Origin of the sequence: Chitinophaga oryziterrae (assembly GCF_009758125.1) — a bacterium.
Taxonomy (GTDB): domain Bacteria; phylum Bacteroidota; class Bacteroidia; order Chitinophagales; family Chitinophagaceae; genus Chitinophaga; species Chitinophaga oryziterrae.
In genome coordinates, this window is the sequence record NZ_WRXO01000004.1 from 220,315 (window position 1) to 236,117 (window position 15,803).

At 36.1% G+C, this 15,803-nt stretch carries 15 protein-coding genes; all 15 read left to right on the plus strand.

All coding sequences use genetic code 11. The annotated features are described in order from the left end of the window. The first annotated feature begins 6 nt into the window (after positions 1 to 6). The 15 genes from GO495_RS15900 (at position 7) to wecB (ending at position 15,715) form a co-directional block, all read left to right on the plus strand. A complete protein-coding gene (locus GO495_RS15900; RefSeq protein ID WP_157300705.1) occupies positions 7 to 1,005 on the plus strand; it encodes an NAD-dependent 4,6-dehydratase LegB in 999 nt (332 codons plus the stop codon). Beyond that, the gene (locus tag GO495_RS15905; protein ID WP_157300706.1) at positions 1,002 to 2,135 is read left to right on the plus strand and encodes a LegC family aminotransferase; all 1,134 of its coding nucleotides are present in this window, start codon (positions 1,002 to 1,004) and stop codon (positions 2,133 to 2,135) included. Before GO495_RS15900 ends, GO495_RS15905 begins: the two co-directional genes overlap by 4 nt. Further along, positions 2,128 to 2,769 (plus strand): acetyltransferase, encoded by a 642-nt coding sequence (locus tag GO495_RS15910; protein WP_157300707.1) that lies wholly within the window; start codon positions 2,128 to 2,130, stop codon positions 2,767 to 2,769. Before GO495_RS15905 ends, GO495_RS15910 begins: the two co-directional genes overlap by 8 nt. Then, a complete protein-coding gene (gene neuB / locus GO495_RS15915; RefSeq protein WP_157300708.1) occupies positions 2,766 to 3,788 on the plus strand; it encodes an N-acetylneuraminate synthase in 1,023 nt (340 codons plus the stop codon). The genes GO495_RS15910 and neuB overlap by 4 nt, the downstream gene beginning before the upstream one ends. Then, the gene (neuC, locus tag GO495_RS15920) at positions 3,785 to 4,900 is read left to right on the plus strand and encodes a UDP-N-acetylglucosamine 2-epimerase (RefSeq protein ID WP_157300709.1); all 1,116 of its coding nucleotides are present in this window, start codon (positions 3,785 to 3,787) and stop codon (positions 4,898 to 4,900) included. Before neuB ends, neuC begins: the two co-directional genes overlap by 4 nt. Positions 4,901 to 4,932: 32 nt before the next feature. Beyond that, positions 4,933 to 5,979 carry a nucleotidyltransferase family protein gene (locus tag GO495_RS15925; protein ID WP_157300710.1) on the plus strand — a complete coding sequence of 349 codons (1,047 nt, stop codon included), beginning with the start codon at positions 4,933 to 4,935 and terminating at the stop codon, positions 5,977 to 5,979. Positions 5,980 to 5,993: 14 nt separating this feature from the next. Further along, the gene (locus GO495_RS15930) at positions 5,994 to 7,259 is read left to right on the plus strand and encodes an O-antigen ligase family protein (RefSeq protein WP_157300711.1); all 1,266 of its coding nucleotides are present in this window, start codon (positions 5,994 to 5,996) and stop codon (positions 7,257 to 7,259) included. Then, the gene (locus GO495_RS15935; RefSeq protein WP_157300712.1) at positions 7,256 to 8,272 is read left to right on the plus strand and encodes a hypothetical protein; all 1,017 of its coding nucleotides are present in this window, start codon (positions 7,256 to 7,258) and stop codon (positions 8,270 to 8,272) included. The genes GO495_RS15930 and GO495_RS15935 overlap by 4 nt, the downstream gene beginning before the upstream one ends. Then, positions 8,273 to 9,544, plus strand: a complete 1,272-nt coding sequence (locus tag GO495_RS15940) for a lipopolysaccharide biosynthesis protein (RefSeq protein WP_157300713.1) — start codon at positions 8,273 to 8,275, stop codon at positions 9,542 to 9,544. It abuts the gene before it with no gap. 22 nt (positions 9,545 to 9,566) lie between these two features. Further along, positions 9,567 to 10,052: an acyltransferase gene (locus GO495_RS15945; protein ID WP_205691276.1), complete on the plus strand. Its 486-nt coding sequence runs from the start codon at positions 9,567 to 9,569 to the stop codon at positions 10,050 to 10,052. Positions 10,053 to 10,067: 15 nt separating this feature from the next. Beyond that, entirely contained in the window at positions 10,068 to 11,024 is a 957-nt protein-coding gene (locus GO495_RS15950) for a hypothetical protein (RefSeq protein ID WP_157300715.1), read from the plus strand. 79 nt (positions 11,025 to 11,103) lie between these two features. Further along, positions 11,104 to 12,264 (plus strand): glycosyltransferase, encoded by a 1,161-nt coding sequence (locus GO495_RS15955; RefSeq protein ID WP_157300716.1) that lies wholly within the window; start codon positions 11,104 to 11,106, stop codon positions 12,262 to 12,264. A gap of 81 nt (positions 12,265 to 12,345) precedes the next feature. Continuing rightward, positions 12,346 to 13,368, plus strand: coding sequence for a polysaccharide biosynthesis protein (locus GO495_RS15960; RefSeq protein WP_157300717.1), 1,023 nt, complete (start codon positions 12,346 to 12,348; stop codon positions 13,366 to 13,368). 56 nt (positions 13,369 to 13,424) lie between these two features. Further along, a complete protein-coding gene (locus GO495_RS15965; protein ID WP_157300718.1) occupies positions 13,425 to 14,555 on the plus strand; it encodes a polysaccharide biosynthesis C-terminal domain-containing protein in 1,131 nt (376 codons plus the stop codon). Positions 14,556 to 14,572: 17 nt separating this feature from the next. Further along, positions 14,573 to 15,715, plus strand: coding sequence for a non-hydrolyzing UDP-N-acetylglucosamine 2-epimerase (gene wecB / locus GO495_RS15970; RefSeq protein ID WP_157300719.1), 1,143 nt, complete (start codon positions 14,573 to 14,575; stop codon positions 15,713 to 15,715). Positions 15,716 to 15,803 lie beyond the last annotated feature (88 nt).

Sequence of the window (15,803 nt, forward strand, 5' to 3'; positions counted from 1 at the left end):
ACGTAGATGGAATTAAAGAATAAAAGAGTTTTAGTAACAGGAGCGGATGGCTTTATTGGCAGCCACCTGGTAGAGCAATTAATTGAGGAAGGATGTAAGGTTAAAGCATTTGTTTATTATAATTCATTTAATAGTTGGGGATGGCTTGATTCGTTCTCAAAGGAACAATTACAGGGAATAACAATTTTTTCCGGTGACGTGCGTGATCCGAATGGTGTCAGAACTGCGATGAAAGATGTAGACGTAGTATTTCATCTGGCAGCTTTAATAGCTATTCCCTTCAGCTACCATTCTCCTGATTCATATATCGACACTAATGTAAAAGGTACATTGAATATTATACAGGCAGCAAAGGATCTTGGTATTGAAAGAGTTTTAGTGACATCCACATCTGAAGTTTATGGTACAGCGCAATATATACCCATAGATGAGAAGCATCCCCGTCAGCCACAGTCTCCTTATTCTGCTTCGAAAATCGGAGCAGATGCCATAGCAGAGTCTTTTTACAGAAGTTTTAATCTGCCATTAACTATTGTAAGACCGTTTAATACTTTCGGTCCCCGTCAATCGGCCAGGGCTGTAATTCCTACTATCATCAGCCAACTATTGAATGGTAGGGAGGAAATAAAGTTGGGAGACCTCATTCCGACCCGTGATCTGCTTTTTGTAAAGGATACTGTTAACGGTTTTGTAGAGATCTCTAAATCTGATCAATTGATCGGGCATGATTGCAATATTGCTACGCAGTCGGAAATATCTGTTGGGGAACTGGCGCAGGAACTGATTGATCAAATTAATCCACTGGCCAGGATTATTACCGATGAACAAAGAATACGTCCCGAAAAGTCGGAGGTATTCCGGTTGCTTGGAGCAAATGAGAAATTGAGAAAATACACTAACTGGGAACAGCAATATTCTTTGAAAGAAGGGCTGGCAGAGACCATTGAATGGTTTAAAAATAGTGAGAACCTGAAACAATATAAAGCTGATATATATAATATATGATACCGTTATCCGTGCCAAATCTTTCAGGTAATGAATGGAAATATGTAAAGGATTGCCTGGATACCAATTGGGTGTCATCAGTTGGGAGTTATGTTAATCAATTTGAAGAATTAGCTGCAAAATTCAGTAGTGTTACAAGGGCCGTAGCTACGGTTAATGGTACGTCTGCATTACATATTAGTCTGATTCTTTCTGGTGTACAAAGAGATGATCTGGTTATTCTCCCGAATATAACTTTCGTAGCACCTGCAAACGTAATCAAATATATGGGAGCTGATCCCATATTAATGGATGTAGATGAGCACACCTGGCAACTGGACATCGCTCTTTTAACCCGGTTTTTTGAGCAGGAATGTCTGATAAAAGAAGATACCTGTCACCATAAGAATACGGGTCGGAGAATATCTGCTATTATACCGGTACATGTATTGGGTAATATGGTAAATATGGAGAAATTGCTTCCGCTTGCTGATTATTATAAAATAAAAGTGATCGAAGATGCGACAGAAGCATTGGGCTCTACTTATAAAGGAAAACCTGCAGGTTCCTTCGGCCTCTTCGGTTGTTTAAGTTATAATGGTAATAAGATTATTACAACTGGTGGAGGTGGAATGATTCTTACTAATGATAAAGAATTGGGTGAAAAAGCAAAACATCTTACTACTCAGGCCAAAGCCGATCCTCTGGAATATTACCATGATGAAATTGGTTATAATTATAGGTTAGTAAATATTCTTGCTGCAATCGGAGTAGCACAGATGGAACAATTACCGGCATTTATTGATAGAAAAAGAAACGTAAGTGAGTTGTATACTCGGGAGCTTAAAGATGTTCCCGGATTTAAACCACAGGTTATCACTGAACATGTAAATCCCAATTGCTGGTTATTTACCTGTTGTTTTGAGAACTCTAAAGGATTACTGAAGTATTTAAATGACAACGGTGTTCAAACAAGGCCATTCTGGGTACCTATGAACCAATTGCCACCTTTTAAAAATGATCTTTACTTCCATGTGGATGATATAGCAGGCAGTGTTTATAAGAGTTGTCTTAGTATGCCATGTTCTACTAATATTTCTGATAAAGAGGTAATAGAGGTGAGTAATAAAATCAAGGAGTTTTATGCATAGGAAAAGTTTGATATTAATTGGTGGTGGAGGGCATTGTAAGTCCTGTATTGACGTGATTGAATCTACAGATGAGTGGATAATATCGGGCATCATTGATAAAGAAGAAATGGAGGGAAAACAGATATTGGGTTATCCTGTGATTGGCACAGATAATGATCTCGATAGATTAGTTAAAGAGGGGCACTATTTTTTAATTACAATAGGTCAGATAAAATCAGCGGATTCCAGGAAAATTTTATTCAGCCGGCTTAGAGAAAAAGATGCAAAAATAGCAACGGTTGTCTCCTCCAAAGCAATTGTTTCTAAATATGCCAGTATAGGACCCGGAACGATTGTACATCATTCATGTATTGTTAATGCAGCAGTAAATATCGGAGCTAATTGCATTATCAATACAGCGGCAAATATTGAACATGATACACAGGTCGGGGATCATACGCATGTTTCTACCTGTGCTGTGTTGAATGGTAATGTGATGATAGGCAGTGAATGTTTTATCGGGAGTGGCACTGTTATTTCAAATGGTATTCATATATCTGATAATGTTATTATAGGGGCTGGAAGTGTCTTGATGAAAAGTATTAATGTTGCGGGTATCTATGCGGGTACTCCAGGTAAAATAATAGTAAGATGAGACAGACATTGATCATAGCGGAAGCAGGGGTTAACCATAATGGCAGCATGGAAAATGCATTTAAACTTATTGATGCGGCGCATGATGCGGGGGTGGATTATGTGAAATTTCAGACGTTTAAAGCAGATAAACTTGTAAGTAAAAGTGCTGCGATGGCGGCGTACCAGTCCCATAATATGGGAAGTGATAATAGCTCCCAATATGAGATGCTTAAGAAACTGGAACTTAGTGAGGCTGAGCATTATGAATTGAAGGAGTATGCAGATAAGAAACACCTGAAATTTTTGTCAACAGGTTTTGATGAAGATAGTATTGACTTCCTCGACCATCTGGGAATAGATTTTTTTAAAGTACCATCAGGTGAAATTACTAATTATCCTTATCTGAAGCATATTGCTTCTAAGAAGAAGCCAGTTATATTATCAACTGGTATGACAACTCTGGGGGAAATTGAAAACGCATTGAACGTATTAACAGAAAATGGGATTGCCCGAAAAGATATCCGGGTGTTACACTGCAATACGGAGTATCCTACGCCCATGAGTGATGTTAATTTGAGGGCTATGAAAGCAATTGAAGCAGCATTTGGCATTGAAGTGGGCTACTCTGATCATACACTCGGCATTGAGATTCCTATTGCCGCAGTTGCTTTGGGAGCTACGGTAATAGAAAAACATTTTACACTGGATAAGGGTATGGCAGGACCTGATCATAAGGCTTCTCTCGATCCCTCAGAATTAAAAAACATGGTAATTGCCATCCGCAATGTAGAGGCAGCATTGTCGGGAAAAGGATTTAAGGAACCAAGTGCCTCGGAAAAGAAAAATATTGCCGTGGCCAGAAAAAGTGTGCATTTGAAAGTGCCTCTTAATAAGGGAGAATATATTACGGCTCCTCATTTGCTGATGTTGAGACCAGGTGATGGGATTTCTCCCTTTGATTTAGATAAAATAATTGGGCTTAAAGTGAATAAAGATTTAGCTGCCTATCACAAGATTTCCTGGTCTGATTTATCATGAGAATTGCTATACTAACAAGTTCCAGAGCCGATTACGGTATTTATAAACCTTTAATAAGGGCTTTAAAGGAGGATGCTTTTTTTCATGTCAGCATTATTGCCTTTGGCACACATTTATCTCCTTTCCATGGTCATACGATTGATGAAATCATTCACGATGGATTTACTGTGGATCACCGGATATCATCCTTGTTATTAACGGATGATGAGCAGGCTATTTCTACGTCTATGGGGCTGACGATGGTTAAATTCGCAGATTTCTGGGCAACACATGCTGCTGATTTTGACTGGATATTTTGTTTGGGCGACAGGTTTGAAATGTTTGCCGCTGTAATGGCGGGGTTGAGTTTTGGTATCAGGTTTGCGCACATACACGGTGGGGAAACTACATTAGGTGCGATCGACAATGTTTTCAGACACAGTATTACAATGGCCTCACAGTTACACTTTGTTGCAACACCTTCTTTTGCAGAAAAAGTGAAAATATTAATGGAGGGTAATGCGGAAAACATTGTAGTGTCAGGAGCGCTTGGTCTGGACAATCTCAAAGGGATGCCCCTTTTAGATAAAGACGCTTTTTACAGGAAATGGCAAATTGATCTTTCTGTTCCTTCCGTATTGATTACTATTCATCCGGAAACTGTTACAGCTTCCCACAACGAAACACATCTGAAAACGATATTATCAGTATTGAATGAATTAAAGGAGAGATACCAATTGATCATTACAATGCCGAATGCTGATACAAATGGAAGTTTATTTCGTCTGGCATTCCAGGAATTGGGTATGAAATATCCGGAGAAAATTAAAATAATAGAAAATTTTGGAACCCAAAGTTATTTTTCATGTATGAAGCATGTTCTTTTTATGCTGGGAAATACTTCCAGCGGAATTATAGAGGCTGCATCCTTAAATAAGTGTGTTGTTAATATAGGAGACCGGCAGAAAGGAAGATTAACAGGAGAGAATGTCCTGCACGTGCCATTTGAAAAGAATAGCATATTATCTGCGGTGGCAGATATTGAATCTAATGGAGTACATGAGATAGAAAATATATACTTCAACGGCGGTGCAAAGGACAAAATCATTGATAAGTTGAAATCCTTGCGTTGATATATTCCAAATTTTCAATTAATGAATGAACTATGACGGATTATAAGAAGCATATAATTGATCAGAAGGCAAATGTCCTGGAGGCCCTTGCGAAACTTGATGTACTGGCCAGCGATGCAATCATCTTTGCAGTGGACAATGAAGGTAAACTGGTAGGTTCTTTAACGGACGGAGATGTTCGTAGAGGGTTGCTTAAAGGGTTAGGTCTTGACTCCAACGTGTCGCAATTTATTCAGGACTGCCCGAGATTCTTCAGGGATAATGAATATACTATGCAACAGGTAATTGAGTACCGGAGTAAAGGATTTCGCGTTGTTCCTATATTGGACAAAGATGATTGTATTCTGAATGTAATCAACTTCCGTTTTCATAAGTCTTATTTACCTGTTGAAGCCATTATTATGGCGGGGGGCAGAGGAGAGCGTTTAAGGCCGCTTACAGATAATACGCCTAAACCAATGCTTAAAATCGGTGATAAACCAATCATTGAGCATACTGTTGATCGTTTAATCAGTTTTGGTATTGATGATATCTGTATCTCGGTAAGATATCTTGGAGAGCAGATTGTAGATCATTTTAAAGATGGAAGTGCAAAAGGTATTAAAGTACGATACATTAAGGAAAGCACGCCCTTAGGTACGATCGGAGCAGTTGCAAATATAGAAGTAAATAGGGATGCTTATGTATTGATCAGTAATTCAGACATATTAACGAATATTGACTATGAAGAGTTCTTCCTTGATTTTATAGAAAAGGATGCGGCTTTATCTGTGGTTTCAATACCCTATAATGTAGATATACCTTACGCTGTTCTTGAGACTACGAAAGAAAATATACTTTCTTTCAAGGAAAAGCCTACTTATACTTATTATTCAAATGGAGGCATTTATTTACTTAAAAAAGAATGCCTGATCCATATTCCTAAAGACTGCTTTTTTAATGCAACGGACCTGATAGAATTGTTAATTGCCAGAGGGGAGAGAGTAATCTCTTATCCATTAAGAGGATATTGGCTGGATATAGGAAGGCATGAAGATTTTAAAAAGGCGCAGGAAGACATAAAACACATTAAATTCTGATAAAATTCTTTTTTATGGAGAGTAATAACTGGACTTATTTTAGTGGAATAAAAAAGAATAATAGAGTTGATTTTAGAGTATTGTTAGTTTTGGGTTATTATTGGATTCTTTCAAATTTGATGAAATTTGAAGAGCTCGATTCCATTTCAATATTTATTTTCTTGCAGTTTCCCGTTATACTTTTTGTAATTGCACAACTAAGTCTTTTTCGGCCTAAAAATATAAATAATATTAACTTGTTTTTTTTAATATTCCTTGGTGTTGTTATTTTGGTTAATACGGCAAGAGGCGAATTTTCATTGATATTAAGTACGGCAATTGATATACTTCCCGCATATATAATTCTGGCAAACAGGCGAGCATTTATCTCATTGAAGTTCATCAATATGATATTTGTTGCTCAAATTATTATTGCGGTAATTTCATATTATTTAAATGCTAATTCTTATGGCTTTTTGCCAGGTCAAAGCATTCATCCCGAATTTTTTTGGAAAATATCCTTATTCTCATATTTGTCGCCACCTTATACAGGAGCTTTTGCCTTTTTAGTTTTTCTTGCAAATGCAGAAAAGCCAGGGAAAAGGAAGATGTTTGATATTATGGTTATTGTTCTTGCACTTTATTTTGTAATGTTTTCTGGTTCAAGAACTATTTACTTAATCTGTGGTTTTTATTTTTTACTTACTCTTGTCAGGCGGTTTATTCCGATGAATAAATGGCCGGTTTTTTATTTCATGTTTCCTGTTGTTTTTTTATTTGCTCTAATAGCATCAGCGTTTATGGGCCAGCTTGTACAGTCAACACATAACGAATTGCTGGATTCTATTTTTGTACGTAATGTTAAATACGCTGATTACCGGAGTATTGAAGATCTTGATAGGTATATTATGTGGAAGCAGTATTTGGACATTTTTATGCATAATTGGTTATTGGGCGCAGGTAAGATTGATAAGAGTAAATATTTTTCTGAGACAGTTGGTACCGGCGAAACGTGGTTTGGATTGATGCTGGCCTTTCATGGAATTGTGTATTTTATCTTTGTAATAGCAATATTTAAAATAATGATATCCGCGATAAAAAGAAACCTTGGATTAGCTTATGTAGGGATTGTTGCATTCCTGATCATTTGCATATTTTATGGTTCATATATGAGAGGGTATAGTATGATTTGGTTGCTGTTTTTTGCATTGATAGCTGATGAATTTAATACCAGTAGCGAGAATCAGAGACGCGTGAATATTTATAATTCAATCATCTTAAAAGCCGAAAGTTTATCATGAGGAATATTTTTATTGTTGCGTCGCCGCTCCAATTAGCAGGTGCATTAGAAGCAAAGAATAAGTTTAACGGAGTAAACAGCATTTTTGTTGTTTTTATTGGGAAGAATGAACTGCAGAACTCCTTTATGTTAAAGATAATTAAGAGATTTATTGATGATGAGATTATCTATATACACTACACCTCTGATTTATGGTTTCTGAACAGGAAAATGAAATTGATGAAAAAAATGCGTAATGAGCGATTCCTGAATTTATTCATTGGAGACTATCGTGAGTTCTCAATGAGATCCTTTGCTTGCAATCTCGCGTATGATAAACTGTTTCTCCTTGATGATGGTAACTCAACGCTGGTATTAAATAGTCAATTGGTTGATCATATTACATCGATGAGAGGTAGTTATGGAAAAATGACTGTGAGGGATATATTTAAACAGCTGTTGGCTTATGCTAATGGATTATCCGTAAAAAGAAATGTTAATATTAATTGGTTTACGATGTTTGAATTTAAGCCTTTGAATAATGGGGAGATATTAAAGCATCAATTTGAGTACTTGAAGAGTTCAGCGATTAATGTTGCGTGGGAATCAAATTATAGTACGAAGATTTATTTCATTGGTGGTGAAATGGTTAAATCAGGTGTTATGAGATCTATTGAAATCTACATTGATTTGATTAGGAAAGTGAGAACATATTACGCTCCGTTTGAATTCATTTATTTGCCTCATAGATATGAAGAAAAAGAAACTTTGGAAGTGCTGGCGAACATATGTGACCTGAAAATATTGCGATTGGATAATATTGTTGAGTTGGGATTCATTGAAAGTAATATTGTACCATCTCATATCTGTTCATTCTATTCTACTGCTCTATATTCTTTGAAATTGCTATATCCTCATTGCTCAATAGAAATTGTAACTCTTCAAAAAGACTTGCTAAATGAAGAGTATATTGAAGCGGTTGAAAATGTACAATCATACTATAAACAAATTTTCAAAACGATTTTATTGAATTAAATGGAAATTAAACTTTTATATAGAATAAACGCATTGAGGCATTCTAATTTGATTAGGTCCTCTGCGATTTACACAATTATTAACTTTGTTAATAAGGCATTTCCTTTTTTTTTGCTGCCATTGTTTACGAGAGCCTTTACATTGAATGAATATGGCACATTTTCTATTTACAGAGCTACGATGAATATATGTATTCCTTTGGTTGGATTATCTTTATCAGAGGCTGTTATCAGGAGCTATTATGAGAAGGAAAGGATAGAGTTTGGTACTTATATATTCTCTATACTATTTGTTAATATTGGGACCATTGGATTATTGGAGGTTTTTGTTTTGTTATCTGGCAATGCGTTATTTAGCATTATTGGATTATCCAGAGAAATGTTGTGCCTGGCATTATTGATCAGTTTTTTTACTTCGATAATTACGATTGAAAGAGGATTATATCGATGTGAAAGAAATAATGTTCTGTTTAGTATTGTTGTTGTTGGGCAATCATTAATTTATTTTGTAATTATTTTTGTATTGTATTGGCAGCATAGATTGTACATCAGAGCTGCTGTTTATGCTGAAGTATTTGTCTATCTTTTGTTTGCCATTATTGGAGGATGGCAACTGGTAAAGAAGTATAGTATATCTTTCGAAGTTAAGAGACAATATATAAGAGATGCGTTTGTTTATTCATTTCCACTAGTCCTCAATAGTCTGCTGGCATACGCTTTTGCTTTGTCCGACCGTTATATTATTAATTATCAGTTAGGAGAAGAATCTGTCGCAATTTACTCTGCAAGTTTTCAAATAGTTTCCATTCTTCAGATTCTGGGAGTGTCATTTAATGCAGCATGGCTCCCCTGGGTATTTGAAAGTCTGAAAAACAAAATTGATTCCGGCAAGTTATTGAAAATTGGTCTTGGGGTAGCATTTTTATTTCTGCTTTTTGGAATCGTATTTTGGTCTGTTGTTAATAGGTTTCTTCCTTTTTTTGCCGGTGAGAAATATAAAGCAGGTATTTCGCTTTTAGGCTGGTTTGTAGGAGCCAATATTTTTCAGGCACTTTATTGTCTGGTTGCACCGATTTTACAATATTATAAAAGGAACTGGTATCTATTACTAGCCTCTGTTCCGGCCTTTTTATTTAGTGTAGTTTTAAATGTTAGTTTCCTTAAAAAGTACGGACTGGAATTTGCTGCAAAAATGAATTGTTTTTCATGGCTTATAATTTTTGCTATATCATTTTTTTATTCATTAAATCGGATAAGATATGTTAATAAATAGAATTCTGACAAAAATTAGAAAAATGTCTACTGGATTGATGAGCCATTTCTATGTTTACAATGTCAAACGAAAGGCTAAATCTTGTGGTAAAGGTCTGAAAGTTTGGAAATATTCGATACTGAATCATAATACTTATCTGTCAGATTATATAAACTTAAATGGCATGAGAATTTATGGATTTGGTAAGGTTGAAATAGGAAGTTATTTTCATGCCGGTGTTCACTGCATCATGATTTCAAGTAATCATAATTATGAAGGAGAGGCGATTCCATATGATGAGACGAGCATAGAAAAACCAATTGTAATTGAGGACTGTGTATGGATTGGGTCAAAGGTGATAATCCTGGGTGGGGTGAGAATTGGTGAAGGTGCGATTATACAAGCTGGTTCTGTTGTAGTGAATAATATTCCAAAATATGCCATTGCAGGTGGTAACCCCGCAAAGGTTTTTAAGTATAGGAACATTGAACATTATGAGAAACTTAAGAAGGAAAAGAAATTTGTTTAGCATTAAAAATGATAAATGATGTTAATAAACAGATTAATAGCAGGTAAGTTGTTTATGCTTCTATTGTCAATGCTGCCGCTTGTTTTGTTGGGGCAATCAAGGAACTATATTAGAGGACGGCATATTTTTGTTGCAATAGATGATGGTGGTATTGACGCGCAACATTTCCTAAAAGAGAATGAGGGCAATATTGGAGTTGTTAAAATGATTTATGGAACTGATATTTATCCTGACAATCCTACAGCGGTTAATATAGGTGTTTTTAAAGCCGCAATAGTTAAAGCATTTCCTGGCGTTAACGATGACGGTATTGGCGTTTTGGACTGGGAAGGAAAAGCAGTATACATATTGGCAAATAGTGCGGAATCGGACCCTGATTATGTCAAAGTATTGAACGAATTTACAAAAGCAATACGCTTTGCAAAATCGATAAGACCAAATGTTATGTGGGGATTTTTTGGAATTCCTTTTAGAAGACGGATATTTAAGAACGATGAAGCATGGGTCAATAGTAATGATAAAATAGCGCCACTATTAAGAGAGACGGATGCTTTTTTTCCGGCCTTATATTCCAGCTATTCTATAGCTCCGGATATTGTGCAAAAAGGGAATTTAAAGAGAGGAGAGTCCATTTTTTCGAAAGATACCAGGGAAGCACTTCGCTTAGCGTTGGCATATAATAAGATTGTTCTACCATTTATATGGCATAGGTATGAAATAAATGATAAAGAATATAGGGATAAGGTGATACCCAAAGTTCAATTTAGAAATATGGTTAATGATATTGTGAATGCGAGTTATTCGGGAAAGAAAGTTGATGGTATTGTTTGGTGGTCAAAAGATACGTATTTCTATTCTCATAAGAATGCAGTTGTATCAGGAGAGGCTCCGAACTTAAAAAGGTTTCAGATACATTATGATAGCTTGATAATTAATTATGGGAATGAAATAAAGAAAATCGCTCATAAGTGAGAAACATGAAACGTGTATTAATTCTTACCAATTGTTTTTACCCGGACATCGAGGTGCTTACTTATAAATTGGATGTGATATGGAAAAAAAACAGCATGTGCTGATTCTTACTAATCATTTTTTACCCGGATATAAAGGAGGAGGGACGATACGTAGTGTAGCTGCAATGATTGAGCGACTTAATCAGTATTTTGATTTCTCAATTATTACAGCCGATAGAGATTTAGGTGAGAATAGGCCATATCCTTCTGTAATTATAGATAGCTGGATTGAAAGTATGAATTATAACATAATTTATTTATCACCAGCGTATCTCAGGATTCGCCGATTAATGAGATTGATCAAAACATTTAATAATTATGACACTGTTCATTTGAATAGTTTTTTTAATTATAAATTCAGCATTCTTATTATCTTATTAAAAAGAATAGGTGTTTTTCAAAAAAAAATAATCGTATGCCCGCATGGTGAATTTAATGAAGGCGCTCTGGCCATGAAATCGGTTAAGAAAAAGATATTTATCGGCATGATGAAATATTCCGGAGTTTATCGAAACGTGAAATGGCATGCCACTACTGATATTGAAGCGAAGAGTATTAAAAGGATTTTTGGAATAAATGCTGATGTTTCAATTGCGGAAGTATTAATGAATAAAAAACCTTTAATGAGTTTTCCGATTGTAAAAATTAAGAGAGAGCTGAAGCTGATTTTTATGTCTCGCATTTCTCCATTAAAGAATCTTGATTTCCTGCTTGAAATGTTGTTGAATTTGGATTTGGAACCGAATGATAAATTGACATTAGATATTTACGGGCCTCCGGAAGACAAAAATCTGTTAGTAAGATGTAAGTTAATTATTACTGAACTAAATAGAAAAAATGGATTTTGTGTGACTTACAAAGGTGATTTGCAATATGAAAAAGTACACGAAACGATAACAAAATATCATTTCTTTATTCTTCCATCAAAAGGTGAAAATTTTGGTTATGCCATTGCAGAGTCTTTAATGGTAGGATGCCCTGTGATCATATCGGATAAAACTCCATGGAGAGACCTTGCAAAAGAAGAAATTGGTTGGGACCTGGAACTGGAAGGAAGTATTTTTAGAGAATGTATTCTATATTGTCTGGAAATGGAAGATGAGCATTATCAGAATATGAGACGTAAAGCACAGGACTATGCAGAAAAGAAAGGTGGAAATAATGAAATCATTGAACGATACATTGAATTATTTTTTTGAGTTAAGCTTAATAAACGACAGGTAGATTATCACCATAGAAATCCACAAATAAATTTGATCGAATTATAAGCCCCGTCAATTATGTTTACAAATAAGACACTTTTAATAACTGGAGGAACAGGTTCTTTTGGGAACGCTGTTTTAAAACGGTTCCTGCATACTGATATTAAACAAATAAGAATATTCAGCCGTGATGAGAAAAAGCAGGATGATATGCGTAATCTTTTGCGTAGCAATAAGGTGAAATTTTACATGGGAGATGTACGGGATTTCAGAAGTATTGATAACGTGATGGAGGGTGTTGACTATGTTTTCCATGCCGCTGCTTTAAAGCAGGTGCCTTCCTGTGAATTTTATCCAATGGAGGCAGTGCGAACGAATGTTCTGGGAACGGAAAATGTGTTAGAGGCTGCTATAAAGCATAATGTTGAAAAAATAATTTGTCTAGGTACAGATAAGGCCGTTTATCCTATCAATGCAATGGGTATTTCGAAGGCAATGATGGAAAAGGTCGCTATTTCAAAAGCACGCCTGCGTTCCAATCCTTTGATCACCTGCACCCGGTATGGCAATGTAATGGCCAGCCGTGGATCGGTTATTCCTTTGTTCATTTCACAGATTAAAGCAGGCAATCCCCTGACTATCACTGATCCTGAAATGACACGCTTTATGATGTCGCTGGACAATGCAGTAGAGCTTGTATTGTTTGCTTATAAGAACGCGAATCCAGGTGATATCTTTGTACAGAAATCACCAGCATCTACTATTAAACAATTGGCTGAGGTCCTGATGGATATTTTTGATGCGAAGAGCGAGCTGCAAATTATTGGTACCCGGCATGGTGAGAAATTGTACGAAACTTTATTAACCAGAGAAGAATTTGGTAAGGCGGAGGATCTTGGTGATTATTACCGCATTGCTGCGGATGATCGTGATCTTAATTATGCTAAGTATTTTTCAGAAGGAAATAATAGAATTGCAGAAGCGCAGGATTACCATTCTCATAATACGTATAGGTTAAGTAATGATGAACTAAAAGAGTTATTGCTTAATCTGGATTACGTAAAAGAACAATTAAAGAATAATCTGTATTCAATTAGCTGATTTGATTGCATATAGTCTTTTATTTCGCTCCTTTGGCTGGTCTTGAACTATATATAATGAAAAGAATTGGAATCACGGGACAAAACGGTTTTGTTGGAACTCACCTGTTTAATAAGGTAAGCCTGTTAAAAGAGGAATATTTGCTTATTCCTTTCAGTAGATCTTATTTTGATTCGGAAACCGCTTTAGCAGACTGGGTAAAGGAATGTGATGTGATTGTGCATCTGGCTGCTGTGAACCGTGATCCGGATCCACAGGTGCTTTATGATACGAATCTGGCGCTTATACAAAAGCTGTTGAAAGCCCTTAATATGGCTGGTAATAGCCCGCATGTTATTTTTTCTTCTTCTACCCAGGAAGAAAGGGATAATCTATATGGCAGATCCAAAAAGACGGGTAGAGGGCTTTTGGAGGAATGGGCTGGTAATAACCAGGCAAGTTTCACAGGGATGGTGATACCTAACGTATTTGGTCCGTTCGGGAAGCCCTTTTATAACTCTGTAATTGCTACTTTTTGTCATCAGCTATGTAATGGGTTGAGTCCTAAAATAGATCAGGATGGGTTTTTGAAGTTGATCTATGTTGATGAATTAGCTGAAGAGATTATTAACGTTATTCGAAATGTTAATAATGATGCTGCTTATGAAGTAAGGTCCACCAGTGAAAGTTACGTTTCAGAAATCCTTTTGAGGCTAATGCAGTTTAAAAGATTGTATCTGGAGCAGGGTATTTTCCCTGAATTGCCTGATAAATTCAGTATTAACTTATTTAATACATTTAGAAGTTATATTGATCATCGGACTTATTTCCCGTTTAAATTAAAGCAACACGCTGATAATAGAGGTGTATTTGTAGAAATGATCAAACTGGAAGTAGGAGGACAGGTATCTTTTTCTACTACCCATTCAGGGATAACCAGGGGGAATCATTTTCATACCAGGAAAATAGAACGGTTCCTTGTAATAAAAGGAAAAGCAGTGATTCAGTTGAGAAGGTATAATACAAAGGAAGTCTTAAATTTTGAATTGGATGGGAATGAACCGTCTTATGTAGATATGCCTGTTTGGTATACGCATAATATTAAAAATATTGGAGAGGAGGAGTTGTATACAATATTCTGGATCAATGAATTTTTTGATCCAGAAGACCCGGATACTTATTTTGAAACAGTTCAAAATGGATTTTAACGATACTATTTATGAGTATGGCAAGTAAGAGATTAAAGGTATTGACAGTAGTAGGCACCAGACCTGAAATTATACGCCTGTCAAGGGTACTGGCAAAATTGGATGAATCTGAGGCGATAGAGCATATTTTGGTGCATACCGGTCAAAACTATGATTATGAACTAAACCAGATATTTTTTGAGGATCTGGGGCTGCGTAAGCCGGACTATTTCCTGGAAGCGGCTGGGAAAACTGCTACGGAAACGATTGGTCAGATTCTGATTAAAATTGATCCATTACTGGAAGTTGAAAAGCCAGATGCATTTCTGGTACTGGGAGATACCAATAGTTGTCTTTGTGCTATACCTGCTAAGAAAAGAAAGATACCTATTTTCCATATGGAGGCAGGTAATCGTTGTTTTGATCAAAGAGTACCAGAAGAAACAAACCGGAAAATTGTGGATCATATCAGTGATATTAATCTGACCTATTCCGATATAGCAAGGGAATATCTGTTGCGGGAAGGATTATCACCTGATCGTATTATAAAAACAGGTAGCCCCATGTATGAGGTGCTACATCATTACTTGCCTAAAGTAAAAGTATCAGGTATTCTTAAGGAGCTACAGTTGGAAGCACAACAATATTTTGTGGTATCTGCACACCGGGAGGAAAATATTAATTCGGAGAAGAATTTTGAACAGCTTGTAATATCGCTTAACAAAATAGTTGAAGTATTCGGGTTACCTGTAATAGTGAGTACTCATCCCCGGACGCGCAAAATGATAGAGGAAAAGAGAGTCACATTTGACCCTCTGATAAAGCTAATGAAGCCATATGGCCTGAGCGACTACATCGCTCTTCAAATGCAGGCTAAAGCGGTGTTGTCAGATAGTGGTACTATTTCTGAAGAGTCCTCTATCCTTAATTTTCCTGCACTTAACATTCGTGAGGCGCATGAAAGGCCGGAAGCAATGGAAGAAGCGGCTGTAATGATGGTAGGATTAAACCCGGAAAGAATACTACAGGGGTTGCAGCAATTGAAATACCAACATCGCGAACCAAGAAATTTCAGGGAAGTAAGTGATTATTCTATGCCCAATGTATCGGATAAAGTAGTGCGTATCATTATTTCATATGCTGATTATATTAAGAGGGTAGTGTGGGGGGAGTCGTTATAAGGTGAGCTTTATCTGCATAACAAATTTTCAGATTACTCTCAAAAGATTATAAATGGGAAAATAAGTTGATAAAGAATGAAGCATTTTT

Coding starts and splice junctions, on each gene's coding strand:
- neuC (WP_157300709.1), top strand. CDS start 3,785: ATGAGAATTGCTATACTAACAAGTTCCAGAGCCGATTACGGTATTTAT.
- GO495_RS15965 (WP_157300718.1), top strand. CDS start 13,425: ATGAAAAGAATTGGAATCACGGGACAAAACGGTTTTGTTGGAACTCAC.
- GO495_RS15955 (WP_157300716.1), top strand. CDS start 11,104: ATGGAAAAAAAACAGCATGTGCTGATTCTTACTAATCATTTTTTACCC.
- GO495_RS15960 (WP_157300717.1), top strand. CDS start 12,346: ATGTTTACAAATAAGACACTTTTAATAACTGGAGGAACAGGTTCTTTT.
- wecB (WP_157300719.1), top strand. CDS start 14,573: ATGGCAAGTAAGAGATTAAAGGTATTGACAGTAGTAGGCACCAGACCT.
- GO495_RS15930 (WP_157300711.1), top strand. CDS start 5,994: ATGGAGAGTAATAACTGGACTTATTTTAGTGGAATAAAAAAGAATAAT.
- GO495_RS15945 (WP_205691276.1), top strand. CDS start 9,567: ATGTCTACTGGATTGATGAGCCATTTCTATGTTTACAATGTCAAACGA.
- GO495_RS15935 (WP_157300712.1), top strand. CDS start 7,256: ATGAGGAATATTTTTATTGTTGCGTCGCCGCTCCAATTAGCAGGTGCA.
- GO495_RS15900 (WP_157300705.1), top strand. CDS start 7: ATGGAATTAAAGAATAAAAGAGTTTTAGTAACAGGAGCGGATGGCTTT.
- GO495_RS15905 (WP_157300706.1), top strand. CDS start 1,002: ATGATACCGTTATCCGTGCCAAATCTTTCAGGTAATGAATGGAAATAT.
- GO495_RS15925 (WP_157300710.1), top strand. CDS start 4,933: ATGACGGATTATAAGAAGCATATAATTGATCAGAAGGCAAATGTCCTG.
- neuB (WP_157300708.1), top strand. CDS start 2,766: ATGAGACAGACATTGATCATAGCGGAAGCAGGGGTTAACCATAATGGC.
- GO495_RS15910 (WP_157300707.1), top strand. CDS start 2,128: ATGCATAGGAAAAGTTTGATATTAATTGGTGGTGGAGGGCATTGTAAG.
- GO495_RS15940 (WP_157300713.1), top strand. CDS start 8,273: ATGGAAATTAAACTTTTATATAGAATAAACGCATTGAGGCATTCTAAT.
- GO495_RS15950 (WP_157300715.1), top strand. CDS start 10,068: ATGATGTTAATAAACAGATTAATAGCAGGTAAGTTGTTTATGCTTCTA.